19 protein-coding genes and 1 CRISPR repeat array (1 of these 20 running past the window's edge) are annotated in these 25,305 nt (G+C 60.5%); of the genes, 3 read left to right on the top strand and 16 right to left on the bottom strand.

What is annotated here, in order from left to right; translation table 11 throughout:
- The 16 genes from Tel_12085 to Tel_12160 all read right to left on the bottom strand — a co-directional run bounded on the left by Tel_12085 (nt 1) and on the right by Tel_12160 (nt 19,090).
- On the bottom strand, nt 1–345 hold the full coding sequence (locus Tel_12085) for a hypothetical protein (protein ID ALP53812.1): 345 nt from the start codon (nt 343–345) through the stop codon (nt 1–3).
- On the bottom strand, nt 342–2,882 hold the full coding sequence (locus Tel_12090) for a hypothetical protein (protein ID ALP53813.1): 2,541 nt from the start codon (nt 2,880–2,882) through the stop codon (nt 342–344). Before Tel_12090 ends, Tel_12085 begins: the two co-directional genes overlap by 4 nt.
- Nucleotides 2,882–5,107, bottom strand: coding sequence for a hypothetical protein (locus Tel_12095; protein ALP53814.1), 2,226 nt, complete (start codon nt 5,105–5,107; stop codon nt 2,882–2,884). Before Tel_12095 ends, Tel_12090 begins: the two co-directional genes overlap by 1 nt.
- 4 nt (nt 5,108–5,111) lie before the next feature.
- Nucleotides 5,112–5,507, bottom strand: coding sequence for a baseplate assembly protein (locus tag Tel_12100; GenBank protein ID ALP53815.1), 396 nt, complete (start codon nt 5,505–5,507; stop codon nt 5,112–5,114).
- 184 nt (nt 5,508–5,691) lie between these two features.
- Nucleotides 5,692–7,911 carry a hypothetical protein gene (locus Tel_12105; protein ALP53816.1) on the bottom strand — a complete coding sequence of 740 codons (2,220 nt, stop codon included), beginning with the start codon at nt 7,909–7,911 and terminating at the stop codon, nt 5,692–5,694.
- A complete protein-coding gene (locus Tel_12110; GenBank protein ALP53817.1) occupies nt 7,905–8,603 on the bottom strand; it encodes a hypothetical protein in 699 nt (232 codons plus the stop codon). The genes Tel_12105 and Tel_12110 overlap by 7 nt, the downstream gene beginning before the upstream one ends.
- Nucleotides 8,600–9,688 (bottom strand): hypothetical protein, encoded by a 1,089-nt coding sequence (locus Tel_12115; GenBank protein ALP53818.1) that lies wholly within the window; start codon nt 9,686–9,688, stop codon nt 8,600–8,602. Before Tel_12115 ends, Tel_12110 begins: the two co-directional genes overlap by 4 nt.
- 399 nt (nt 9,689–10,087) lie before the next feature.
- On the bottom strand, nt 10,088–10,942 hold the full coding sequence (locus Tel_12120) for a hypothetical protein (GenBank protein ID ALP53819.1): 855 nt from the start codon (nt 10,940–10,942) through the stop codon (nt 10,088–10,090).
- Between the two features lie 75 nt (nt 10,943–11,017).
- Nucleotides 11,018–11,512: a hypothetical protein gene (locus tag Tel_12125; protein ALP53820.1), complete on the bottom strand. Its 495-nt coding sequence runs from the start codon at nt 11,510–11,512 to the stop codon at nt 11,018–11,020.
- Nucleotides 11,509–13,062 carry a hypothetical protein gene (locus tag Tel_12130; protein ALP53821.1) on the bottom strand — a complete coding sequence of 518 codons (1,554 nt, stop codon included), beginning with the start codon at nt 13,060–13,062 and terminating at the stop codon, nt 11,509–11,511. Before Tel_12130 ends, Tel_12125 begins: the two co-directional genes overlap by 4 nt.
- 14 nt (nt 13,063–13,076) lie before the next feature.
- Nucleotides 13,077–13,535, bottom strand: a complete 459-nt coding sequence (locus tag Tel_12135) for a phage tail protein (protein ALP53822.1) — start codon at nt 13,533–13,535, stop codon at nt 13,077–13,079.
- An 869-nt stretch (nt 13,536–14,404) separates the two neighbouring features.
- Nucleotides 14,405–16,093: a phage tail protein gene (locus tag Tel_12140; protein ID ALP53823.1), complete on the bottom strand. Its 1,689-nt coding sequence runs from the start codon at nt 16,091–16,093 to the stop codon at nt 14,405–14,407.
- A gap of 16 nt (nt 16,094–16,109) precedes the next feature.
- Nucleotides 16,110–16,892 carry a hypothetical protein gene (locus Tel_12145; protein ID ALP53824.1) on the bottom strand — a complete coding sequence of 261 codons (783 nt, stop codon included), beginning with the start codon at nt 16,890–16,892 and terminating at the stop codon, nt 16,110–16,112.
- Nucleotides 16,882–17,502, bottom strand: coding sequence for a hypothetical protein (locus Tel_12150; protein ALP53825.1), 621 nt, complete (start codon nt 17,500–17,502; stop codon nt 16,882–16,884). The genes Tel_12145 and Tel_12150 overlap by 11 nt, the downstream gene beginning before the upstream one ends.
- A gap of 28 nt (nt 17,503–17,530) precedes the next feature.
- Nucleotides 17,531–17,779, bottom strand: a complete 249-nt coding sequence (locus Tel_12155) for a hypothetical protein (GenBank protein ID ALP53826.1) — start codon at nt 17,777–17,779, stop codon at nt 17,531–17,533.
- 318 nt (nt 17,780–18,097) lie between these two features.
- Entirely contained in the window at nt 18,098–19,090 is a 993-nt protein-coding gene (locus Tel_12160) for a hypothetical protein (GenBank protein ID ALP54857.1), read from the bottom strand.
- 676 nt (nt 19,091–19,766) lie between these two features.
- On the opposite strand from Tel_12160, the gene Tel_12165 reads away from it, so the two are divergent.
- From Tel_12165 to Tel_12175, 3 genes are all read left to right on the top strand, one after another.
- On the top strand, nt 19,767–21,263 hold the full coding sequence (locus Tel_12165) for a hypothetical protein (GenBank protein ID ALP53827.1): 1,497 nt from the start codon (nt 19,767–19,769) through the stop codon (nt 21,261–21,263).
- 811 nt (nt 21,264–22,074) lie between these two features.
- Nucleotides 22,075–22,368, top strand: coding sequence for a CopG family transcriptional regulator (locus Tel_12170; GenBank protein ALP54858.1), 294 nt, complete (start codon nt 22,075–22,077; stop codon nt 22,366–22,368).
- Nucleotides 22,356–22,706 (top strand): MazF family transcriptional regulator, encoded by a 351-nt coding sequence (locus tag Tel_12175; protein ALP53828.1) that lies wholly within the window; start codon nt 22,356–22,358, stop codon nt 22,704–22,706. Before Tel_12170 ends, Tel_12175 begins: the two co-directional genes overlap by 13 nt.
- A gap of 242 nt (nt 22,707–22,948) precedes the next feature.
- Nucleotides 22,949–25,305: a CRISPR direct-repeat array (repeat unit 28 nt; unit sequence TTTCTTAGCTGCCTATGCGGCAGTGAAC) (it continues 1,814 nt past the right edge of the window).

Raw genomic sequence — 25,305 nt, forward strand, 5'->3', positions numbered from 1 at the left:
TCATCCGTCAACGAGAGACCAGTTGTAGCTGACGATATTGCCGCCACCCACATCTACCGACTTCTTGCCGTTCAAGATAAAGTTGCGGCCGAAGCCGATGGAGTTGTTGTCCAGCGGCCGCCCCTCTTCGTCGTTGACGGTGATCACCGCCGTGGGCGCCTGGGTGTCCAGCACAATCAACATCACCTTGGCCGGCGCCGAGACATTACCCGAGTCGTCCTTCACCTCCAGTTGAAAAGTGTGCTGTCCCACCTTCAGTTTCTCGTTGGGCATGGTGATGGTGAGCGTGGCATCGGTGGTTTCGATGTCGTTGGCACGGATATCTTCGAGTGTTTTAGTGGTCATGCGTTATCTCCTTCGTCATTTAAAAAAGACCAGCGGTAACCGACCAGGCTGCGGCCGGGGGCCGCCTCCGAGTCGCTGCCGTCCAGGGTGAAGTCGTCGCCGAACCCGGCGCTCACATCGTCGGCGCGGGCGATGGGTTTTTGGCTGGGCAATTCGGGCACGCCGCTGCCGACACCTTCCAGACGCGGATCCAAGGTCGCCGGGCCCATGACGTAATCGCCGCGGCCGACATAGCTACGATTGACGCGCGCCGGCTTGGCTTGCGGCCGCGACGTCAGATAGGTATCCACGCCAACTAAAGACGTGATGCCGGCCAACAAGGGCGCGCTCGTGGGCAGCACCCGGGACAGCACGTGGGCCGGCACCTCGCGTTCGGCCATGCGCTGGATCATGCCCAGGTCTTGAGGCGTGACGTTTTGATGCACCAGGAGGGTGACCCGAAACGCCAGGCGATCGAAGAAGGTGTCGATGGCGGCTTGCTCCGCGGCGTTGACATCGAGATCGGCGGAAAATAGAGCGAGAAACTCGCGCCGCTGTTCATCACCGATGAACAGGGTGTCACCGACGAATGAGTTGCCGGTTTCGATGCCACCCAGGGTCAACGGGTCTTCATCGTCGTCCAGGTCGGCGCCGATGATGGTGGCGAAGCTGCGGCGCAGGCGGTAATCCTCCAGCACCACGATCTCGCCGCCGCTGACACCGCCCTCGGTGGCAATCTCCAAGGCCAGATTGAGACCGCGCAGGGTACCGTGCCAGCGATACAGCTCGGCGGCGTTTTCCAGAAAACGGCGCCGTTGCGTTTCGGACCAGCCGGCCTCGAATTGAAAACCGATCCAGTCGGACAACCACTCCAGGGCCTCTGACGGCACGGTCTGTGGCCGCGTGACCAGATCGCTGTAGGCAATGCCGTCCTCGATAGTGGTAAACAGTCCCTCGATGTTGTTGATATAACGTTCGAGGAAATCGGCGGGGGTGGCCCTGCCCGCCGCGTCGGCCTCGGGGGCGAAGGTCTGTTCGCCATAGAGCTTGGGCAGGTAGTGTTCCACATAAGAGAATCGGCTGGCATAGGCACGCGCGGCATACAGTTCCGGCGTCGCGTTGCCGGGACCGCTCAATTCCACTTTGATATAGAGATACCGACCGCGCAGATTGCGCACCTGGAGACCGCCGCGTTGAATCAAGACGGTGAACAAGCCCTTGCGCCCGGGCTCGTTTTCACACGGCAACAGGCCGGGATGGTGCGGCAATTCCGAAGACCGCGACATCCACGCGCCCACCGGAATATCGCTCGGCGCACCCTGTTGATAGCGCTCACCGAAGCGATGTTCGAACCATTGCAAGCTGTCATCGTTGATATGGTCCTGCACCTCATTGCTGGCGGTGAGCCACACACGTATACCGCAACCGGCGGGAATCGATGCCTCGATATAGAGCCGGTGCCACACTGAATCCACCTCGGCAGTGTCCAGCTGCATGTGCAGGCCGGTGTTGAAGGCCTGGCCCTGGCGCGTAAAAAACGGGAACGACAGACGATGCAGGGCATGGCTGGTGTCGAAGGCCGGATAGTGCGGCGGATAGTCCAGGCCGTGGATAAACGGGCCGAAGTTGTAATCCTGTTTCAGTGGATACAAATCACCGGACGGGAACTGGGCCGAGGCCGAGGTATCGACCTTGTATACACGCGCCTCGCTCTTGGCCTTGGCCGGCGTTTCATCCGTGGTCTCACCGCAGACCAATACGCCGATGCGGCCGGTGGCCACCCAGGCCAGACTGTAGGGCGTATGCGTGCCGAGCAGTGTCATCGGGTCACTGAGTTCGAATGTCTCGCCAAGCTGCCGCAATACGGCCTCGCCATGCGTCACCCAGCTGAGCAAGACCACTTCGCCGGTCAGACTACAGGCCAGGGCCACGGGCGCCTCCTGCACGGGCCAATGCACCTTGTCCAGCACGGTCAGGCGCGGTGGATTGGCGTTCTCGTGACAGGGCCGCACCGTCTCGGGAGTATAGGGTTTGTGGGCGCGCTCGGAGATGGGTGCGCCGCTCAAACGCGCCAGTCGGCGGTTGTCGCGATCCAGTACCCAACAACCCGCGCCGGGTGCCGGACTGAGACGCCAGGCCTTGAACCCGTCCGCGCTCACCACCGCATCGCGCCAGCGCTGGCGTCGGTCATGCATGATCACCGCGCCGTCCACCGCCATGTAGAGCACGCCGTCCGCGCCCAAGGCCATGTCGGTGAGCGCGACTTCTTCAGTAAAGCTGTAGATAATCTGCGGCGTATCGTCCACACCCACGGCTAAAATGCGATGCCATTCGCCGTCCCACCAGGCACGGTTGCCGTGTTCGTCACGCGCCTGGGGCACGCTTTCGAGGCGCGTTTCGGCCGCTGACCGATCCTCGGCGATCGTCAGCTCACGGCGTTGCCGCGCCAGGCGCAGACTACGACGCTGGGCATCGTACTCCAGCGCCGGCGGCTCGCCGGGCAGGTGCCAGTGCGGCTCGTCGGCCAGCAACCAGAATTTGAGGCCGTTGGCGTCCATCAGCAGGTCTCCGGGACCACCGGCAGGGCGACGCCACCGCCGCCGTCGACTTCACCGCCTGTGTGGGTCGCGCTGACAGTCTCCGGCGTGACGCCGTCGCTGCTCACCGTCACCGCCAGCAACTCGGGCAACTGCCAGTCTTTCAAGACGATCTCGATGGCGGCGCACTGCTGCAGCCGCTCGACTTGACGCCACTGTTTGTTCTGGCGCCGGAACAGATTCACACCGCTGACGGTGTTCACACCCTTGACCCGGGCCACCACCACTTCCAATTCACGATCGCCCACGTTGCGGCCGAGCGGCCAGCCCTCGCCCTGCGGGCCGTGCGGCGACAAACTCCAGAGATGACGCTGCAGCGCCTGCTGCACGTCGTAGTTGACCTGGTCGTGAGCGAAACCGGCCTTGACGGTAATGCCCACGCCCAAGGCGACGGGAATGTATTCACAAGCGATGACATACAACTCGGTGGCCAATGGCCGCCGCGCCGAGAGATAGTCGTGCACCTTTTGAATCAGGGGTTGATCGGGGCGCGGGTTGGGCGCTTGGTGCATCTGCTTGCGCGGCAACACCATCACCGACACCACGCCGGGCACATTGAAACGGCGTTGGCGCGGCATGAAGCGCGGCAACACTTCGACGCGGCCGATGTTGGCCCCCGGTGTTTCGGCCACCAGGGAACGGTAGTCATCCTCGGTGACGGCGCGATTACGATGCTGCAAACGCGCCGGGATGCGACGCTCCGCCTCGTCCAGTGTTTCCGCCGCGCTGCCGCCGTCGGTGGCAATGCCCTGGATTACTTTCAGTTTGCGCGTCACCGGCGCGCCGTCCACGCCCTTGGCCTCGATGGCCTGCAGCGTGCCCGCCGGCAGGTTGCCGGCCGCGCCGCCGCCGGCGCGCATCTGCGCCACGCGGATGCGCCGTCCCGCCTCGGGGATGCGACCGTAGATGCCGTTGCCGAAGGTGACCGTGCCCGCCTCGCTGTCGAGCACGAAGACGCCGTCGTCGCGACCGCTTAAGGCCAGATCACTCACCGCCTGCCACGGCACGTAGCCGCGGCCGCTCTCTTCCACTTGTAACTCAAAACTTGCCGCGTCGACCGATGTGGCCTGTAGTTGAAACACCTGATCGGCACTGCCGTCACTCTGACCGATGACGCGGTCGCGCACGCTCTGGCGCTGATCGATCTCCACCGCGTTGATGCCCGCCCAGCTCAAGCGCATGGATTCCAGTTTGTCCGCCGGCCGCAGGCGCAGCCACGCCACCAGCCGCGCCAACCTATCCGGGTCGTCGATGCGCGGCGGCCGATCGCCGACACCGGCGTTGGCCTCTTTGCGCGCGTCGCCTTCCAGCACGCCGAAGTCTTCGACACCGCCGGGCAGCACCAGTTGTTCGATACCGCGGCGGGTGAAATCCTGGGTGGTATCCGCCACCCGGCGCAGGTTGCTGTACACCGGCGCGTCATCCACCAGATCGGCGGTGCTGATCCACCAGCTGTGTTCCAGGGCGCCGATGCGGCGCACATCATCGAAACTGGCGGGCAGTTCAACGGCCGGGGCGATGCCGACGTTGAGGATTTCGCTGCTGTCGCCGTTGCCGGCCAGGGCCAGCTTCACCGCCGCCACGTCCTCGGGGCGACTGGCCAGCAGGGCGATCCACAAACTGCGGTCGGCGCTGTCCTGCACCACATCCAAACCGGCCTTGTCATACATACCGTCGACGAAGGCGGGCGTGGTGACATAGGCGTCCACCGTGCCGTCGATCTTGTGGAACTGGCGCAGTCCCTCGATCACTTCGGAAAGTTCGTCTTTTTCATCGATGCTGAGGGCACGTTTGTAATAACACTCACCGGTGACCGGCAGCACGCTCACTTCGGACAGGGATTCGAAATTCACCGGCCCGGCCAGACGCGCCTCTTTGGCCAGGGTCACCGCGGTGACGGGGGTTTTTTCATCCAGCGCAACGGAGACCACACCGCGCGCCGCGCGCGCCGGTTGCATGGGCATGCCCAGCAGCTGCAGAAAGGCAAGGCGCTGGCGCTCGGGAATAAGATTGGCGCGATACAGCACCGTGTCCGCCAGCCAGGCGAACAGCTCCAATAAGGTGCGGCCCGGATCACCGTTCTGCTGCGGTGTCCACTCCGGTGTGTGTGCCGGGACGCGGGCCAACAGCTCCTCGACCAGGTCCTCGTATCTGCGATCATCCAAACGCGGCGGTGTGATTGGCATATCCTTATCCTTCCAGCTCCAGTGTGATGCCCATCTGTTGCGATTGATTGCTGAGGCGCAGGCGGTAGACGATCTCCACCCGCACCGTATCCGGGCGTTCCTCCACCTCCCACACATCCACGCGGTCCAGCAGGATGCGCGGTTCCCAGCGCGCCAGCGACTCGTTGATCAGGTCGCGGATCTGACGCCGCGTGGTGAGCGTGTTGGGCTCGTGCAGATAGCGTTCCAGTCCGCCGCCGAAGGTGGGGCGCATCAGGCGCTCGCCGGGACGGGTTTGTAAAATGATTTTTATGGACTGGCGTACGCTTTCGGCCAGGCTGGGATAGCGCAGACGACCCTGACTGTCGGGGACACCGAGCAGGGGCCAGTTGACAGGGATGGGTGGGTTGTTGCTGGTCATCGCGTGCTCCATCCTTGGTTTGGTGGCAGCGTCTTTAAATCCCCCCTAGCCCCCCTTTGTAAAAGGGGGGAACAGTTCGGGGCAGATTGCCGCCCACTGCTAAAAAAACCGCCGTACAATCCCCCCCTTTGTAAAAGGGGGGCTAGGGGGGATTTAATACCCAAGACATTCATCACACCCTCCATCACGCCCCCTTCTTCCCCTTCAAGCCCGGAATCGGCAGACACACAAACAAATACGGAATCCAGCGGAAAAACAGATCAAACAACGCCACCATGATCATCATCAGAATCAAGGCGCACAGCGTGACGATGGGGATGGACAAGGAGCAGATCATGCCGAAGCTGTTTCCGCCCTCCTTGCACGTGCCGCTGCCGGGATCGGGCAGGTCCTTGTGAAACGGCCAGGGCAGTACCGACAACACCAGATCGGCGAAACTCATCTTGCGGATGCCCTTGATCTTGCCGCACAGCATGTCTGAAATCACAAAGCCGGTATTCTTCTGATACTTGCGCAGGCCCGCCGGCGAGATATCCATGGGCATGGGGATACGCACCGGGCGCGCCGGGGCGTCGGGATCGAAGAACGGCGCCATTTGAAATTGTTGCGTCGGCGCGCTCACCAAGGCCGGGAACAGCGGGCCGCAGTGGGGGCGCTCATAGACGCAGCGCAGCACGAACCAACTCGCGCGCGTGTCCCCCAGGGGCACCGTGTCCATCAATTCCGCGGCCGGCTCGCCCGGCGGCAACAGGGCCTCCACCATCTCGGCCAGTACATCCACGGCGCTCTGCTTACGCTCCAGGCCGCTCAAACCACTTAACTCGGCACTGGAAACGGCGGGCATGGGGGCGTCGCGGTCGGGATCGGCCAGGGGAAAGAGAAAGTCCGGCCACTGGCTATTGACCGAAATCGGCGCACCACTTTCGTTGAAACGGATGAAGGTCGTCTCCACGGCCTCCAAACCCTGCGCTGAATCTGCAGCCGCCAGCAGGGCATGGCCCAGGGTCCACTTCAGGGCGGTAAATTTGTAGCGGGCCGCGGCGCTGGGGATGTGGGCGCCCCAACCGATACTCAACAAATGGCTGAACCATGACGAGTTGATAGAACCAGGGGTCTGTTCATTCCAAAAGGCGATGAACTGCAACAGCTGCAGCAGATAGCGTTCGGCATCGCTTGTCGCTTCAGCGGCGGGCTTGCCGGCGATGATCTCCCAACCCAGTTCGCCGCCGAGCACGGTGTTGTTGATGGCGGTCACCAAGGCCTGCTCAGCGTCGTTGAGCGTGGCAAATTCCTTTTCACCTTTGAGTGTCTGCCACACGTCGGGCAGGTGCCTCTCCAGGAAACGGGCGAAGTCGAGCAACACGTACCAGGAGCCGGTCTGCAACTCGTCGCGCGCGGTACGCAACAGACGTCTGCGCTCACGCGCCTGCGCCGTGGCGTCGCTGCCGAAGTTGGCAAAGGTTTTATTGGCGCCGTTCTGTTTGAATTCGGCCTGTTCCAGCAACAGTTTCCAGGGCGCCACTACATCGGTCTGGAACAGCATAGCGGCCATACTGCGGCCGGCGCTGATTGTGTTGTCGGCGGCGGCATCGGCGCCCAGCTCCGCCCCCACCCACTGTTCACGCCGCCCGACCGGGATGGTGCCGTTGAACAGCGTGCGGCTGTCGCCACACACCTTGTGGGCGAAGGTCACCGGAAACATGGGCAACTGCTCTTCACCGGCCACCAGACTGCGCGTAATCGTGGCGTGATGATGCCCGATACGGCGCCAACTGTTGTGTTTCGGGCCGGGCACGAAGGCGTATTCGTCCCATTCGCGCAGAGGCGCGTTTGGATTGCCCTCCGGCGGCAGCAGGCGGCGCACCACGAAGCTCACCTTTTCCTGCCGTGTCAGTTCCGGTTGGCAATCGGGCAGCCCTGCTTGTTCACACACCAGGGACGCAGTCACCAGGTAGTGGCGCTTTTGCGCGGGCTGAAACAATTTCAGCGGTAGCTGCTCGTCGCTGATGGCGGCGACCGCGGGCAGCGCCTTTTGCTTGAATTGCGTTTTCAGCGGTTGCAGGTTGACGGCCGTGGGCAACAGCGGTTTTTTGGCCTTGGCCAGGCGGTGAGTCTTATCATATAAAAACGCCACCCGGGATGCCGCCGGGGCGTCCGCTTGCCCGCGCGTGGGCGAGGCCATGGGTTCGCGCCAGGTCTCCGCTTGGGCGATCCACTCGCCCAAACGCTCCGGTTCGCTCTGCATCACGTCGATGTACTCGTCCATGAACGCATCGTGATCGAAACGCAGAATCGCCGGTTGACCGGCACGGGCATTGTCCGCCATGCGTAAACCGACCGGGCTGGGGCGGGCCCAGATGGGCAGCGGCCCCAGCCATCTGACTTTTGTCTTAAGCGCTACCATATGTTGCCCGCCCCTGGTGTATAGGAGGCACTGATGACACTGTTGCTAATCAGGGTGTCGCACTGCACCACGCCGCTGAAGCGCGACATGGCAGCGTTCACCGTGACCATGGAGGCGCTGATTTCCACCTGTGTCGCCTGCACCTTTACATTCATGCCGGTGTTCACCGTCACGCCCTGGGGATCGTAGGTGACCGTGGTGCCGCTGATGCGAAACTCGATCTTGCCGCCGCCCGCATCCGTCAGTTCACCGCTGACCCCGCCCGGGGTGGTGAAGCTGATGGTGGCATCCGAGGGTTGCTCCTCGACGATGGCGATGCGGGTGCCGGCCTTGCCGGTGAGGGTCCAGCGATCCACACGGTCACCACCGCCGCCCAGGGTCTCGGGCACGTCGGCACTGCCGCTCCACAAGCCGCCGATGACGATGGGCTGGCGCGGATCACCGTTGACGAAACTCACCAGCACCTCGTCGTCCACATCGGGAATGAAAAAGGCGCCGCGATTGTGGCCGGCGAAGGGCACGGCCACGCGGGCCCAGATCTCGGCGTCCTGTTCATCCGTGCCGTCGAAGCTGAGCAGGCGGATCTTGACCCGACCGATGCCCTCGGGGTCGTTCACCGCCACCACCTTGGCCAGATAACTGCCACCGTGCAGCATGGGAACGAGTTGCTTCATCAGGGCCTGGTCGCTCATGAGGCCTCTCCTAACGCGGACGATTCGGCCTTAAAGTCGGTGAGGTAACCGGATTGCACGTCATAGCGATGGTGCGTGCTGACCACGTAGTAGGTGTTTTCAAAACGGGCGCTGACGCCGCGCAGCTGCAGATGGCTGCCGATACGGATGCTGGGATGCCCCGTGGCCGTGCCCTCGGCGCGCACGAAGCCGCGCGCGCGCTGATCGAACACCGTATCGGCCAGGGCCTGGGCCTCGTCGTCGTTGGACACCGGGATGTGGCCCACATGTTCGCTGCGCTCACCCATGGCGTCGCGCAGCAGATCAAAGCCGCGCCGCCCCTGTCCAGGGCCGAGATTGACGCCGCTGCTGCGGCCGCTGACACTCCGCCCCGTCAGTGGATTCCAACCGGCGCAGGTGACCGCGCTCACTTGGTGCGCCAGGTCGGCGATGAAACGCACACTGCGCAGATCATGAAACATCGCCATCTCGATGACCTGACGCTGCACCTCGCTGATGGGCGCGGCCTCGAGACGGTCCTCGACGATCTGCATGTCGGCGTCGAAGCGGCGCAATAATCTGCGCAGAAAGGCCAGGTCGCTTTCGTTGAGTTGCACCCAGGTGCCGGTGGAGGAACTCAAGCCGGTGACTCGGGCCTGCAGGCTCAGGCGCCCGGCGATCTCGTGGGCGATGTCGGCGATGGACATGTCGCGCCAGGTGTGGCTGCGACGGGTCATGCGCGCCTGTTGCAGTTTGTCCTCAGCCAGGATCAACAACTCAGGCGGTTCGGCCTCGGGGAATTCCACCTCCAGGCCGGTGATGATGCCGCGGAACAGCTCCTGCGGCGCGCTGACGTCACCGGCGAATACGGTGATGCTGGAACCGAGACGGATTTCGCGTTCATCCTCGAAGGCGTAACCGGCGCTGCCGTCGGGGTCACTGGCAATGTTGCTCAGGCGCAATTCCATGGCGGACAGGCCGCCCTCCTGCTCGCGCATCGCCATGGTCAGCAGCAACGCGTTGACTTTGTCGAAGCGCTGGCCGTCGATCTCCACGACGGGGCGTGGGTTGTAGACGGGGGCGCGGTTGAGGACGGTGATGGTCATGCGATTACTCTATGGCTGTGATGTTGACGACTCAGGCCATTGGGCGGAGTGGTGCCAGGCGCTGGAAATCCCCCTCGATCCCCCTTTACAAAGGGGGAAGTCCACCTCGATCCAGAACGGTGACAAGGCTCCGGTTCCCCCCTTTGAAAAAGGCACCCAAAGAACGGGCATAAAGGGGTCAGGGGGGATTTGAGGAAACTGGCACACACCTCAAACATAGCCACGCTCATCAATCCGCCTCCAACCTCTGCTGCCGGCGCCAGAAGGTCGCCTGTTGCTGCTGCCAGCAATAGGCCTTCTGTTGCGGCGTTTGGTGTTCGCCGCTTGGCGCGTGCTCTGTGTCCGCCGGCTTGGGCGGCGTTTCCACCTGAGTCACCACTTCATCAAATACCACACCCATCATTCACCTCCGTCGAATTCCATGCGCGCCTTAAGCGCGCCGGCCTGACCCACGTCGGCCTTGAAACTGGCCGAGCCCTGCAGCCGTGCCTGGCCGCCGATGCCGAAGGCGGCGGCGCCTTCGGTCCCGAATTGCGCAGTGCCGGCCGGACGCAAGAAATTATTCAGCTTGAGCGTGCCTGACACACCCGTGTTGGCCTGGGTATGCAGGCCGGCGAAGGCGCCGCGGCCGCCCGCCCCGGCGGTCATGGAGACACCACCGCCTGCCGGACCCGAGGCCTTGAGTTGCAAGCGGGCAGCGCCGGTGAAACGCATGTTTTCCAGACCGTTTTGGCTGGCAATGTCGCGGGCTGCAGCGGGGTTGCCGGCCCGGGTCGCCACCTGGGTGACGCCGCGCCCGTCACTGTCGGGCGGTGGCGGCGTCTGCACCGTGTTGCCGCCGCCCTGCCCGGCCAGCGAACCGCCGGTATTGGCCGTGCGTTCGCGGGAGCCGCCTTCGAAGACATCATCCTGACTAGCCAGGGTCAGGTTGATCGAGGCCCGCAGCGGCACACCGTCGGAGGAAAAGAAATCGATGGTCTCTTTGTATTGCTCCATCATGCCGGCAAAGGTGTATAGCCCCCATTCGAACTCGACGACGGGCGGGGTCTTGTCACTTTCCTGAGGCTCCATCAACTGCGCCACGCGCACGCTGTGTAGGCGCACATCCTCGCCGCTGTCGGTGGTGTCGAAGACCAACTCCATGGTGAGCTTGCCGGTGCTCTCGTCGACGTATTGCTTGGCCGAATTGCCCGAGCCGGTATTCTTCATCTGGTTGCTGATGGTGTATTGCAGCGAGGCCGGATTGAAGTGCACAGCGAAGCTTTCATCGCTGCCGCGAATTCTGAAGTTGGCTCGGACTATGTTGGGTGTATCTGGCATTTCCAATCCCTACAGTTGTTTCACGGCCGCGTCATTGCGGGCCAGGCCTTCATGAACCAGGTGCAACTCTTCGATGGCGACTTCGTTGTTGCTGGCGTTCAGGTCCGGCGCCTTGAATTTGGTGGGCAGGGCGCGTTTGAGTGTCCACGAGAAGACGCCCGTGCCGGCCTGGTCGAATAGGGTGATGGAGACATTCAAGCGTTGGGCATAGGCCCCCTCGCCCACCAGACTGAACCAGTTCCACAGATCGTCTGTCTGGGTCAGCCCACGTTTCAACACCACGGTACCGAAGTTGATGTTGCCCATGCGTTGCGCCGCGCCCCAGTTGCGCCCGCCCTCCTTGATGGTCTTGGGTTCCATGGTCACTTCCAGGCCGCTGCATTCGGCGAAGGCGCCGCTGCACAACAGCACCTCGCCGCCCTCGGTCTCGTTACCCAGCATCTGCTCCTTGAAGTCCACCTGAAAGCGGAAGCCGCGCAACGGGTAGTCGTAGACAGCGCTCATGCCGCCTCCATCCCTAAGGCCGAGAGTGAGACACGGCCACCATCACCGATGGCCAGCTGGATGCGCAGGGTCTCGATGCTGGCGGCGGGACGGAGGGTGACCAAGACGATGACGCGGCCGCTGTCGATGTCCTGTTGCATCATGGTGGAGCGGTCGCAACGCACCTGAAAGGCATCCTCCGGCCGCTGCCCCGCCAGCGCCCCGGCCGCCTGCATGGCGGTGAGCACATCGCTGAGCCGATCCTCGATTTGCTGCCATAAACGTTCGCCCGAGGCCTCGAAGACATACGCCTCGCCGATGGCGCGCGCGGCGCGCATCACCAGGGCGATGGTACGGTTGATGTTGCCCTGACGATAATTGAGATCATTGCCGGTGGTGACATCCGACAATAAGCGAAAACCCTCCGGCGTTTGTCCCAACAAGGAAACCCGATCGATCAGCGGCGCCCGGGGCGACGCCGTCGGCGGTGCGGCCGGATTGAGAGCGAAGCGTTCCTGCTGCGCCAGACGCGGGGCGATGTCGATGACATCCTGAATATTCAGCGCCGTAGCACTGCGGAAGGTTCCGCGCGTCAAGGCATTGCGCGCCAGCAGGCCGGCCATGACGCCCTCGGGCGGTTCCAGGTTGGCGGGTAAATCACCGGCGTAGTCTTGCTGCAGCCAGGGGAAGCCCAGCTGTAGAAAGGCGGTAGCGAGACTATTACTGGTTTGCAGGTTACCGCTAAGCCAACCCTGTAAATGCATAAAGGCGAGCAGATCGCGCGCCGCGCTGCTCGCCTGATGCGGTAAGGGCAAGGCGGCCAGCAGCTGTGCATCGCGGCGAAACTCGGAAATGAATTGCGCCGCACGGCGCAGCACCGTGCGCCAGATCACGTATTCGGAATCGGTGCAGCGCGGTGGCGCCAGATAGATCACCTGTTTCTCTGCCTCGGGCGCGGTCGCTTGGGAGCACTCCACGAACTGCGGCTCGGGCGGCGGCACTTCGACGGGCGTCACCGTATCCTCACGATAAACCGACGCAAGCTCAGCCAAGTCGGGCATGCTCACAAACGAGACCTCGGGCAGGCCGAAGAGATGGTGCAGGCCGTGCCATTCACCGCGCCGCGAACGCTGGCCGGTGTAGTGGGGCACCAGTTGCAGCAACATGGCATCGCGCCTGGCACGATCATCGGACAGCGCCACCGGTTCTCCCAGTGAGATGACGTAACACTTGCGCCCGCCTTGGGCGAAGAAGGAGCGCAACGCCGCGCCCAGATAGGTGGCACCCAGCGTGGCCGCGTCGGCGTACTCACGCTCATCCCATGCAAACAATTGATCGAATTGCTCCCAGTTGTGGATGGGCACGGGTACATCGTAGAGCGACTCCGCGCCGGACTGAACGCCGGTGCTGGTGGCGGTGGACCACCAGCCTTCGTGCTGCAGCCAACGGCGTAGCGGCACCGGCGTCTCGAGCGCGCGGGTCTTGGCGAAGCCGATAAAACAGGCCACGTCGGTGCGATTGGGCGCCGCATCGGCCTCGGGGGCAAGTGCTTCGAAGATCAATCCCTTCATCTCGAATCAGTCCGCTAGGCCACCTCGAGGTCAATGCCCTCGGACGACAGCACCAACTCCTCCATCGCCACGTCCCCGCCGCCCTTGGCGGCCAGGGTGGGACCGGTATATTTCATGGGCACCACGTTGCGCAGGGTCCAGGACTCCACGTTTTCGCCCGCCTCGTCGCGCAGGGTGATGACCACGGTGCGCTTGGCCTCGGGGCCGTTGCGTTGGGTCTGTTTGATCCAGTCCCACAGGTCTTCCGAGTTGACGATGCCGCGTTTCAAGGTGACATCGGAGACCTTGTGGATGCCGGCCACCTTGCGCACGTGGTTCTCCTTTTCATTGCCGTTGCGATACTCGGCCATGGTGATCTCCACGCCCAGACCGCTGACATCGGAGAAGCCGCCCAACGGCGCCTCCGGGCCGGCGGGGCCATTGAGATTGACGATAAAATTAAAGGCGCCGTAAGGGGTGATACGTTCAGCCATGATGGTAGTCTCCTTGTCTTAAAATATTTTTCCGCTCAGCACGCTGGCACATAGCTCTCCCCTTTAACAAAGGGGGAAGTTTGCTGCGACCCACGACGGTGGCAACATCCCAGCCCCCCCCTTTGCAAAAGGGGGGTTAGGGGGATTTAAAATGCCCGGCCGGGTGCCAACCCGAATAAATCCCCCTCGATCCCCCTTTAACAAAGGGGGAGGTTTGCTGCGACCCACGACGGTGGCAACATCCCAGTTCCCCCCTTTGCAAAAGGGGGGCTAGGGGGGATTTAAAATGCCCGGCCTCGTGCCAACCCGAATAAATCCCCCTCGATCCCCCTTTAACAAAGGGGGAAGTTTGCTGCGACCCACGACGGTGGCAACATCCCAGTTCCCCCCTTTGCAAAAGGGGGGCTAGGGGGGATTTAAAATGCCCGGCCTCGTGCCAACCCGAATAAATCCCCCTCGATCCCCCTTTAACAAAGGGGGAAGTTTGCTGCGACCCACGACGGTGGCAACATCCCAGTTCCCCCCTTTGCAAAAGGGGGGTTAGGGGGGATTTAAAATGCCCGGCCTCGTGCCAACCCGAATAAATCCCCCTCGATCCCCCTTTAACAAAGGGGGAGGTTTGCTGCGACCCACGACGGTGGCAACATCCCAGTTCCCCCCTTTGCAAAAGGGGGGCTAGGGGGGATTTAAAATGCCCGACCTCGTGCCAACCCGAATAAATCCCCCTCGGTCCCCCTTTAACAAAGGGGGAGGTTTGCTGCGACCCACGACGGTGGCAACGCCCCTGTTCCCCCCTTTGCAAAAGGGGGGCTAGGGGGGATTTAGTTCGTTGCCCCCACATGCTTGTAATACAAATCTTCACGTCCACATCAATCCCGGGCATCGGCGGTCTTCTGACCAATACGGAAGATGACGAACTCGGCCGGTTTCAGCACCGCCACACCGATCAGGCAGATCATGCGACCGTTGTCCAGATCGTTCTGGGTCATGGTGCTGCGGTCGCAGCGTACGAAGAAGGCCTCTTCCGGGGTACTGCCGAGCAGATTGCCGCTGCGCCACTCGTTGTAGAGAAAGCTGATCACCGCCTCGCGCACGTTGGCCCAGAGTTGCGGGCCATTGTTCTCGAACACCGCCCACTGGGTGCTGCGGTCGATGGAGTGCTCCAGATAGAGAAAGAAGCGCCGCGGCCCGATGTATTTCCATTCCGGATCGGAGCTGGCGGTGCGCGAGCCCCAGACACGATAGCCGCGCCCGGGGAAGAAGCGCAGACAGTTGACGCCGCGCGGATTGAGTATCTCCTGCTCGGCGTGGCTGATGTTGCGTTCGAACCGCAAGCTGCCGCGCACCACTTCATTGCCGGGCGACTTCGCCACGCTGCGAGCGATGTCGTTGCGGGCGTAGATACCGCAGATGAACCCGGAAGGCGGCAGGGTGATTTCGCGCGGGATGCTGACATCGTCGGGTCGCGCCAACGGATTGGAGACCACCACCCACGGATAGTACATGGCGGCATAGCTGGAATCGACGACGCTTTTGTCGGTCAAGGCCTCGGTGGGGATGATGCCGGCGCGGGTGTCCAGCACGGCAAAGCGGTAGGCCTTGCGCGTTTCCGCATGGGTAATCAGGGCGCCCTGTATCCCCTCGCGGTCGCTGAAGGAGGCATAGCCCGGCGCGGCCACGATGGAGATGTCATCGACGCGTCCCAACTCCCCCAACGGATTGGTGTAATCGCCGGCCGCCGGCTCGCCGCCGTCACTGCCGCCGCTCAACGCCTGGGCGGTGCCGTCGATGCTATCGAGGACGGCGTGGAGGCGGAAGGCATCCACGCCGTCACCCGGCTCCAGGGCAAAGGCCAGCTCCAGCTGATCCACCAGACGGTCGGGGTTGGGGCTGAGCACATCGCCGATGTAGCGCGGATGGCCGGGCGCGAGGCCGAGATTTTCATAGAAATAATCATTGCCGTCGGCGTCGCTGACCAGCACATTGGCGGTGATGAAATTTTCGTCCCCACCCAACGCACCGAAGGCCGTGTCGCCGCTATCCACGAAACCGCCCGCGCCGCGAATAAAGAGGGTGCCGCCGTCATCCATCACCGTGCCCAGGGGCGCGCGATCCAAGGACATGGCGGTGACCGGTGTCTCCAGCAAGGAGACCGTCACCGTGCCGTTGCCGTTACGCCCGGGCGAACGGGCGATGAAACGGATGTTGTTGGCGTCGTCGGCATCGCCGCCGGCAAAGGCGCTGCGGGCGATGCCGTCACCGCCGCTGGCGCTGTAGACGCGCGCCATGAACAAACGTGCGCCGCCGTTATCGAAATAGTTGCGCACCGCGTGGGCCACGTAGTTGGGCACCTCGCCGGCACCGAAGTCGAGGTTTTCGAAGCCGCCGAAAATGCGTTCGAAGTCGCCGAAGCTGGTGATCAACACCGGTTCGCCGGTGGTCGCCCCCTTGCGTGTCGGGCCGGCAAAGGCGGTGGTGCTGGTGCTGACACCCTCGATGGATTTGGCGCGGAAACTGGTCTCTTCCACATAGACGCCGGGGGCTAGGTATTCAGGCATGATCGATCTCCCTTGTTCAGGTTAAGTTGATAGCTACGCGTTCCATCCGTCCGGTGGCGAGCTCCAAATCCATGCTCACGCGCCGATGGGTTTCGTGGTCTTGTTCCAACAGGTCGGGGTCAACGGGCCAAGACGTGGACGGCGCCAGGGATAATTCCAGGCGCACCGCCAGGGTGTTGACCAAGACCGGCGCTTCCTCGTCGCCGTCACCCCCCTCTCCCGCGTCGGCGTCGGCGAACTTGGTAACCGGGACGCCGGGCACGATCACCAACGCCTCGCCGCGCTCATCGGAGATGCCGCTGGCCAGCACCTTGTCGTCCTCGGCATTGATGATGCGGATGAGGCTGCCGCGCACCGGCGGCGCCGTAGCCGGGTCCGGCCCCTGGGTGACGCTGGCGCGGACCGTGCTCCAGTTGTGCGACAGGACGGCGGTAGCGGCGGGATACATGGCGACGTCCCGCGGCGTAAACAACGAGTCGCTGTGGCCCGCATTGTCCGGGTCGGGATCGCGCGGCAGACGCAGGGTCACCAGGCGCGGCAGGTAACGCCGCTGCGGATCGGCGATCTCAAAAACGTATTGATTGGCCTGCAAGGCCGGAGCATCCGGCGGCGCCAGGAAGGCCTCGCTGTGCGACGCCAGCCCGTCGGCGTGGGTGATGACATAAAAACCGCGCCGATTGCGCAGCAGGCGCGCACTGGGTGAACCAATCTGCATGGCACGCGTCAACGGCGTCTGTGTCGCCCGATCCACCAGGCGCAGCGCACCCAAGACGCGTTGTTCGATGCGTTCAATCAGCATCGTCGTCACGCTTCTCTTCATATTGATAGCGGGTCGCCACCACCGGCAGGCCGGTCTCCGCATCGTCCGGATCGATGCGGATCACCCGGGCGATGTAGGACAGGGACAGGCGGTAGTTGGGCGCCAGGGCGTCCCAGATGCGCATCAGGTCCTCGTTGGAGAGCTCCGCCGGGATAATCTGCACCACGTCGTCCTGGCGCCAGCCGCCCTCCTCGGTCAACGACGACACATCCATGATGGGGTGTTGGTGCAGTTGACTCATAACCCAGGCGCAAATGGTGTGTTCGGCGGCGGCGCTGTCGGCCCACACGCTGATGAGAAAATGCAGGTCCACCGACAGCGGCACGGCATCGTCTAGCGCACCTCTGGCCCGGGTCTGACTGCGCATATGCTCGTTAATCGTGACGCGATAGAGATACAAAGTGAGGGACGTGCCGAAATCGGCGTCGGGCTCCAGCTCGCCGGAGGCGATGACTCTGAAATTACAGGGATACTCATCCTGCATGGTGGTATTCGGCGCGCCCTCGGGCAGCGGGTACGCCTCATAGGCGTTTTGCAAATATTGAACAATGGAATTGCACACTGAATGGATGCTCTTGATATTTGCCATGAGTCTAAGCGGAGCCTTTTTTCACTCTTCAGTGATTCTTGTTGTTCAAGCGATAGATCGGACCGCGTTTGCCGGTGTCCTGCCTGGCCGAGACAATGCCCGAGTGCGAGAGCTGTTCCAGCGCGGCGCGCACCACTTCCAGTTCCGTGCGAATGCGTTGTCGCGCTATCCACCAGCTGGCAATGCCCTCGAGCGAGTCGGCGGCCTGGGGATGAGATTCCAGGTAGTGTTCGATTTCATGGGCCACGTTGCTGACCCGGTCCTCCCATTCACACATGCGCGGCCCCTGACTATCGTTTTACCTGGTGTCACACAGCAGAAAGCGTGCCAGCCACATAGAGAAGACAAGTGTTTGATTATTGGTGATGGGAGACGAAAGGTGGTGCGGCACATAGGGTAAAAAGGGCCAGGTACATGAGGAAAACTCGGGCACTTTTACCCGGCACAAATACCGGTGCCGCGGGGTCTGCTGCGTGACGAAGTCATCGATTCCCTCAAGCGCTTATGAGGCGTCTCGTCCGAGTCCTGCGCTGTGCCTCCCCGTGTTTAAAGGGGGTTAGGGGAGATTTCATTCCACCACAGACGACGCTGAGTATTACTCGCCGGGGAACTGCTTTCTGCTGATGCCGTGCTTCTCCAACAGTTTGGCAAAGGTACGCCGTTCCTTGCCCGCCTGCCGCGCCGCCTGAGAGACATTGCCCTTGGCGTCCTCAAGCACGTATTGCAGATAGCTGCGCTCGAATTCGCGCACCACCACCGATTTGGCATCCTGAAAATTGCGTCCGTAGAGGGCGCGATAACGCCGGTCGCGCATATTGCTACGGCGTTCGCCCGCGCTGCCTTGCAACGGCTGAATGCTGATACAGGGTGTATCGGCCAGCAGGAATTCCCGCAGAATCAGGTTCTCCAGCTCGCGCACGTTTCCGGGCCAGTCGTAACGCGCCATCCAGCGCAGGGTAGCGGGATCCAGGTACTTATCATATTGCTGATACATCTCCCGATATCGGTCGATGAAATACTCGGCCAGCATGACCACGTCATCACCCCGTTCACGCAGCGGCGGCAGCTGTAAGCTAAGAATATTGATGCGATAGAATAGATCGCGGCGAAAAAATCCCTGTGTCACCAGGCGCTCGAGCGGTTCATTGCTGGCGGTGATCAAGCGCAGTTTGGCCTGTCTGCTTTGCTCAGCACCCAGGGGTCGGTATTCATAGTCCTGCAGAAAACGCAGCAGGGACACCTGACCCTTGGCGCTGAGGGCCTCGATTTCGTCCAGAAACAAGGTACCGCCCTCGGCCTGCTGCACCAGGCCGAGCTGGGAATGGCGGGCATCGGTATAGGCGCCTTTGACGTGACCGAAGAGTTCGTTTTCCACCAGATTGTCCGGCAAGGCGCCGCAGTTGACGGCGACAAAGGGCTTGCCGTCTTCCAGGCCCTGGTAATGGATGGCGCGGGCGATCTTTTCCTTGCCGGTGCCGGTTTCACCCAGAATCAACACCGGCGCATCGCATTTGCAATACTTGCCGATATCGGTGATCACACTGTGGAACGATTCGGATGCGCCGATGAGATTCAGCCTCAGCGTCAGCCGGCGCTCCAGGCGCCGTCCGACCGTGGCCAGACGCTGAAGACGCTGGAGCTTGGCCGACAATTCTTCATACCCTCCCGGCCAGGCGATGACCTCGCTGCACACCTGGGTACGCTGACTGGGTATTTCTACCTCCGCGACGGGCAGCAAGCCGAGTACGGGATGGCTTTTTAGCTTTGACCATGCGGCGTCAGGCTCGGTAACGAAGGAGGTAAAATCGACGATCAAGACCTCGTGAGGCGACAACACGATGGTCGCCAGCGCCTCAGGCGTCAGCCAACGAATTGAATCAGCTTTTACGTGTTTGAGATGTACGTCCAGCCGAGCGGCGAGCGCATCCGGTCGGCTGGACACCAAAGCAAAAAGTGGCTCTTCCTGGCCCATGTTATTATTCCCTTCCCTTATCCGCGGCGGCATTCTGTCTTTATTATTCCGCCGTTCTACCCACGAAGCATGCTTATTATAGTGTGCGGCGCACACTAAATTAGATCAACGCTTTGGATTACGCAACACTCCAGACCTAAGCGTCGAACGAATGTCCCCGATTGACGACAGAGCACAGTCCGCGCTGTAGTAACATTACCGTATTGTGACAATGCCCAAGGCCCGAAACCAGCCATGGGTGATCGACCTATAATGATTTCCTATCGCGCTTACACAGACCGAGCCACCGATCATGACCGATATCGAATCCAACAGCGACGCCATGCCCTGCCGCTACTGCCGTCAACCCGTGCATCCGCTGGCGACAAAATGTCCACACTGCGGCGAACATTTGACCGACGCCTCGCAATCCCAACGAATCGGCAAGAAGATCCTCGCCGCGGTGGGCGTGACTACCGCATTGCTCAGTCTGTTCTTTGGCCTTAAGGAAGGTTACTTCTTTGTCGAGCAACGCCAGCAGCAACGCGAGATGTTCGCGGCCCATCTAAGCGCCGCCGAACACTTTCTCAAACTCGACAATCTGGAATACGCCGAGGCCAGCCTCAATCGTGCACTCGATATCAATCCCAACGACACACAACTTCAGCTCAGATACTTTCTGCTACGTGCGCGCAACTTGTTACGCGAAGCCGATTACTACGGCGTGCAACTGCCCGATGAATACATGGCGGTGATGCCGGAACTGATTACCCGCGGATTCAGCCTGATCGAAAACGACTTTGCCAGCCACGACCAGGCCCGCCTGCTACTGTCGCTGGCGCGACTGTTGCAATATGATCGCCGCTGGCAAACACCGGACGCGGTGGCGGCGCTATTCGCCGACGCGCGGGCACTTTCCCCCCACGATGCCGATGTTGCCTACTGGTATGGGGAATGGCTGATGAACCAAGCGCCTCCCGACGAACACGGATTATCCTTGATGCAGGAAGCCGTGCAACGACAACCGGATAACGCCCTGTACCACTACGGCCTGGGACGCTATCAAGCACGCCGGCAGGACTATGCCGTCGCCATCGAATCGCTCAAACAGGCCATTCTGCTCAGGCCTAAACAACATGAGCTGCAGACCATACGCGCCGCTAACGAGGCCGAGCATGCCCTGCGTCAGGCACTGCTGGACGCCGATACGCAAAACGAGATTACGGGCACCGATTTTTACGGACTGAGCATGAGCGAGCGTATCGCCTTGGCCGAATTTGCACTGGAGCACGGCAGCAGCAACCGGCGCCTGTGGTTGCTGTCCGCCAGGCTGTTCCACGCCAACAACAGACATGCCGAGGCCGAGGCATTGCTGCGCAAGATTCTTGGCGACTACAACCAACGTTCCGACAAAGACAATCTGGAACTCTTCGCCGCTGTACTTGACGCCCAAGAAAAAAACGCGGAGGCAAACCAGGTCCGCCAGCTACTCGCACAAAAACACGAACGTGAGTTATACGAAGAAATTCTCGAAACCGGATACGAAGGCAAACACCGTTACAAGGTCGGCCTCAAAGTCGCCAAACAAAACGAAGGTGAAGGAATCGAAGTCATTAAGGCCTACGAGGGCTATCCCTTCGCCAAGGCCGGCATACAAAGCGGCGATCAGCTGCTGGAATTCGCCCACCGCAAAGTAGAAAACCTGCGCTCCATCTGGGTGCCCATCAACGACTTTTCGCCGGGGACGGATGTGCCGTTAAAAATCCGGCGGGGGAACGAGGAGCTTAGTCTTACCGTAATCATCGAGTAGTATCGTTATTTACAGTGCATGATTACAGCAATGCCCCCTTAAACGCCATGTCATTCATATAAAATAGTGAGCAATGCGCTACATCACTACCTGTCCGAAACTGTTTATTTCAGTTCATCCCCACGGGTGCAGGGAACACGGATAGTTACCAATCTTTCACAGCATAGCTAGAGGTTCATCAGCGCCCGGCGCCTCGATCGGCAGGCTAGACACAAAACACACCGCGCCCGGCATGAAACTTGACGGCTGGGAGTGGGAAATCATGCGCGACACGTACCGACTCACCCCTGACGCTTCTTCGGCAGACTCATCGACAGCACCTTAGCCGCGTCCACCGACAACTCCGCCACGCGATGATTAGCGATCGCCAAGCGGCGGCGCTGATCAGCGGACATCTCAAACCACGTCCCCTCTACCGCCGACGACTGCTCCCCCGGCTTGGATGGCCAGCATCACGCAATACGCCGCCGGCAGCTGACCCCACCCCCTTGCGATCCTGGGACATGCCGACTTTCACAAACTCATCCCGCATCTTCACGCTTCAATGAGGCCGTGGCTATATGCCACCACGGACAGGGGAAGCTCTCGTTGGGGATCGTGGTCCATAATGCACACCTCTATTTATATGGTATGTACCTTGCTCTAATCGACCACGCCGGCATGCCCATTACCAAAGTATTTTATTTAATAATCATACTGTTACATTAATGACTTAGGTGCCATGTATTTATTCAATAAGCTGTTGCTTCTCTAGAAACGCATTATGTGCTATAAATCGAAATACATTATGTATTTCGATGGAGATTACGAAATGGCTGCCATAAGCGTGAGATTACCGGAAGATCTTGAAGCCCGACTCACCCATGAGGCGGAAATCGAGGGCAAGCCACGTTCGGAAGTGGCGCGCGAGGCGATTTCCGCATACCTGGCCCAGCGCGAACGGGAGCGATTCATGAAAGAAATGGTGGCGGAAGCCCGAGCCGCATATTCCAACGAAGCCATCCGACAGGAGGTCCAAGAAATGGCCGAGGATTTTCGCCCCTTTGAAAGCGACCCCGTCGACACGGATGCATCCGACGAGCCGGGAGAAAAGTGGTGGAAGTAATCCGGCGCGGTGAGGTCTGGGTTGCTAACCTCAACCCGAACCGCAAGCGTGAAATCGGCAAGGTTCGCCCCGTGCTGGTGATGCAGGCCGATGAACTCACCGCCATCGATACTCCGACGATCCTCATCCTGCCCATGAGCACACAGGTCTACCCCACCTTCAAACGCTGGAGAATCACCATCCCTGCGCGGGACAGACTGCTCAAGGAGTGCCAAATTCTTATAGACCAACCCCGCGCCCTGGATCGAGTTTGTTTCGGCGAAGGTCCCCTCACCCGACTCAGAGCGGAAGAAATGGCGGCGGTGGAAAAAAGTTTTCTGGCGGTGATTGGTATGTGAGCGCGACAGGTGATGGCTGTTTTTCTTCACAGCATTCACCTCCTTAATTTGACGATTTGTTACATTTAGCGCTGACACTTTCTGGACCCATATCGTTTCTCGGCCATCCAGCAATGAAAATCATAATGGCCATTATCCGGATCTATATTGATCTCGTACTGGCATGCCAACTCGTTGCGAATCTGCGTTTTCTTAACTGCCTATGTGAACCCACCAACGTCGCCAAGTTTGATCTCGACAACTTTCTTAGCTGCCTGTGCGGCAGTGAACCGAAAACCGCGCTCGCCTTGGCGGCCGTTGCCTTTCTTAGCTGCCTGTGCGGCAGTGAACATAAACGCGCTGTACGATGGCGATGCTCAACATTTCTTAGCTGCCTGTGCGGCAGTGAACATTTGCTCGGCAAGGCCTCGATGGGCATGACCTTTCTTAGCTGCCTGTGCGGCAATGAACAAACCGGGGTAGCCCCACGCCACCCCGGTAACTTTATTAGCTGCCTGTGCGGCAGTGAACATTTGAAAATGAAGAAAATTGTATCTGTAACATTTCTTAGCTGCCTGTGCGGCAGTGAACAACTTGTTTGGTTTTGGTGAGAAGTCGGTACATTTCTTAGCTGCCTGTGCGGCAGTGAACAGTCGCCATTAGATATCATCCCCTGCAAATGCTTTCTTAGCTGCCTGTGCGGCAGTGAACTTGAAGGCGTGCCCGTCAACGACCACAAGTACTTTCTTAGCTGCCTGTGCGGCAGTGAACCGGCAACCGCTCGACGTTCTCGGCCACAAACCTTTCTTAGCTGCCTGTGCGGCAGTGAACCGGCAACCGCTCGACGTTCTCGGCCACAAACCTTTCTTAGCTGCCTGTGCGGCAGTGAACCGGCAACCGCTCGACGTTCTCGGCCACAAACCTTTCTTAGCTGCCTGTGCGGCAGTGAACGCTGTCGAATGTGTACCCGCCCGGCGCGACTTTTTCTTAGCTGCCTGTGCGGCAGTGAACGTACTTGTCGCTATTCCAGTGCATCCAACTCGTTTCTTAGCTGCCTGTGCGGCAGTGAACCGCAGCGGCCGCGCCGGCGACGGCGAGAACGTTTTCTTAGCTGCCTGTGCGGCAGTGAACAGGGCTGTTCTGATAAATCTATAATTGCTTCATTTCTTAGCTGCCTGTGCGGCAGTGAACGTGGCGGTTGGCGTTACGCAGCTGATCGATCTTTTCTTAGCTGCCTGTGCGGCAGTGAACACCATGGCGGGCACCCTGAGCATTAGGGTGATTTTCTTAGCTGCCTGTGCGGCAGTGAACACCGACAGCTCCGCCAGCTCGGCCAGCGTGTATTTCTTAGCTGCCTGTGCGGCAGTGAACCCAGTGACGCCGGCCCCATCGTCGCGCTGATCTTTCTTAGCTGCCTATGCGGCAGTGAACAACCTGAGACTGCGCCAGGATGGCGAACCAATTTTCTTAGCTGCCTATGCGGCAGTGAACTCGTCCACCTTCAGCTTGTTGTCGTTCGATGATTTCTTAGCTGCCTATGCGGCAGTGAACCTCCAGCACCAACTCTTTATCATTATCGAGGTTTTCTTAGCTGCCTATGCGGCAGTGAACTTTTCGCTGATCCCGTGGGTGTTGATGCTGTTTTTCTTAGCTGCCTATGCGGCAGTGAACTTGAAGATTTTGTGAACATACTGGATTACTGATTTCTTAGCTGCCTATGCGGCAGTGAACGGGTTATGGAGATGGGCGAGCGGATTGCCTGGTTTCTTAGCTGCCTATGCGGCAGTGAACGTCGTGCTGCTCATTGAGCCGGTCAATCTGCCATTTCTTAGCTGCCTATGCGGCAGTGAACGTGCCGGTGCGTGAGATGGCCCTGGCGCCGATTTTCTTAGCTGCCTATGCGGCAGTGAACAACCAGGCGCTCTAGTGGGAATCTCGCCTGCCTTTCTTAGCTGCCTATGCGGCAGTGAACTCGCAGACTCATTGAGCGGCTTCGGAAACTGTTTTCTTAGCTGCCTATGCGGCAGTGAACTTTGACCTCGTTTAACCAGAATCCAGTAACCTTTTCTTAGCTGCCTATGCGGCAGTGAACATGACCGACACCCCCATCCCCCAATACATCCATTTCTTAGCTGCCTATGCGGCAGTGAACGCGTGATCCGGGCATTTCCGCCGCATCGCAATTTTCTTAGCTGCCTATGCGGCAGTGAACAGCTGGACGCCGATGACCTGCTGGCGCTGACTTTTCTTAGCTGCCTATGCGGCAGTGAACGAGACGATGCCGCCGTAGTTTTGATCCACCTCTTTCTTAGCTGCCTATGCGGCAGTGAACGGGCAAGATACGTTTTCAATCCATGGCCTATATTTCTTAGCTGCCTATGCGGCAGTGAACACCACGACCGGGAATATTTTCATTTTGCCGTATTTCTTAGCTGCCTATGCGGCAGTGAACACCTCGGTGCGGATTTGATTGAGCGTTTTTTCTTTCTTAGCTGCCTATGCGGCAGTGAACACCAGGTGATTGAGGTGCGCGCTACCCCCGCTGTTTCTTAGCTGCCTATGCGGCAGTGAACGGCGCGGCCGTACTTTTTGATCATGCTATCGATTTTCTTAGCTGCCT

This window comes from Candidatus Tenderia electrophaga, assembly GCA_001447805.1.
Lineage (GTDB): Bacteria > Pseudomonadota > Gammaproteobacteria > Tenderiales > Tenderiaceae > Tenderia > Tenderia electrophaga.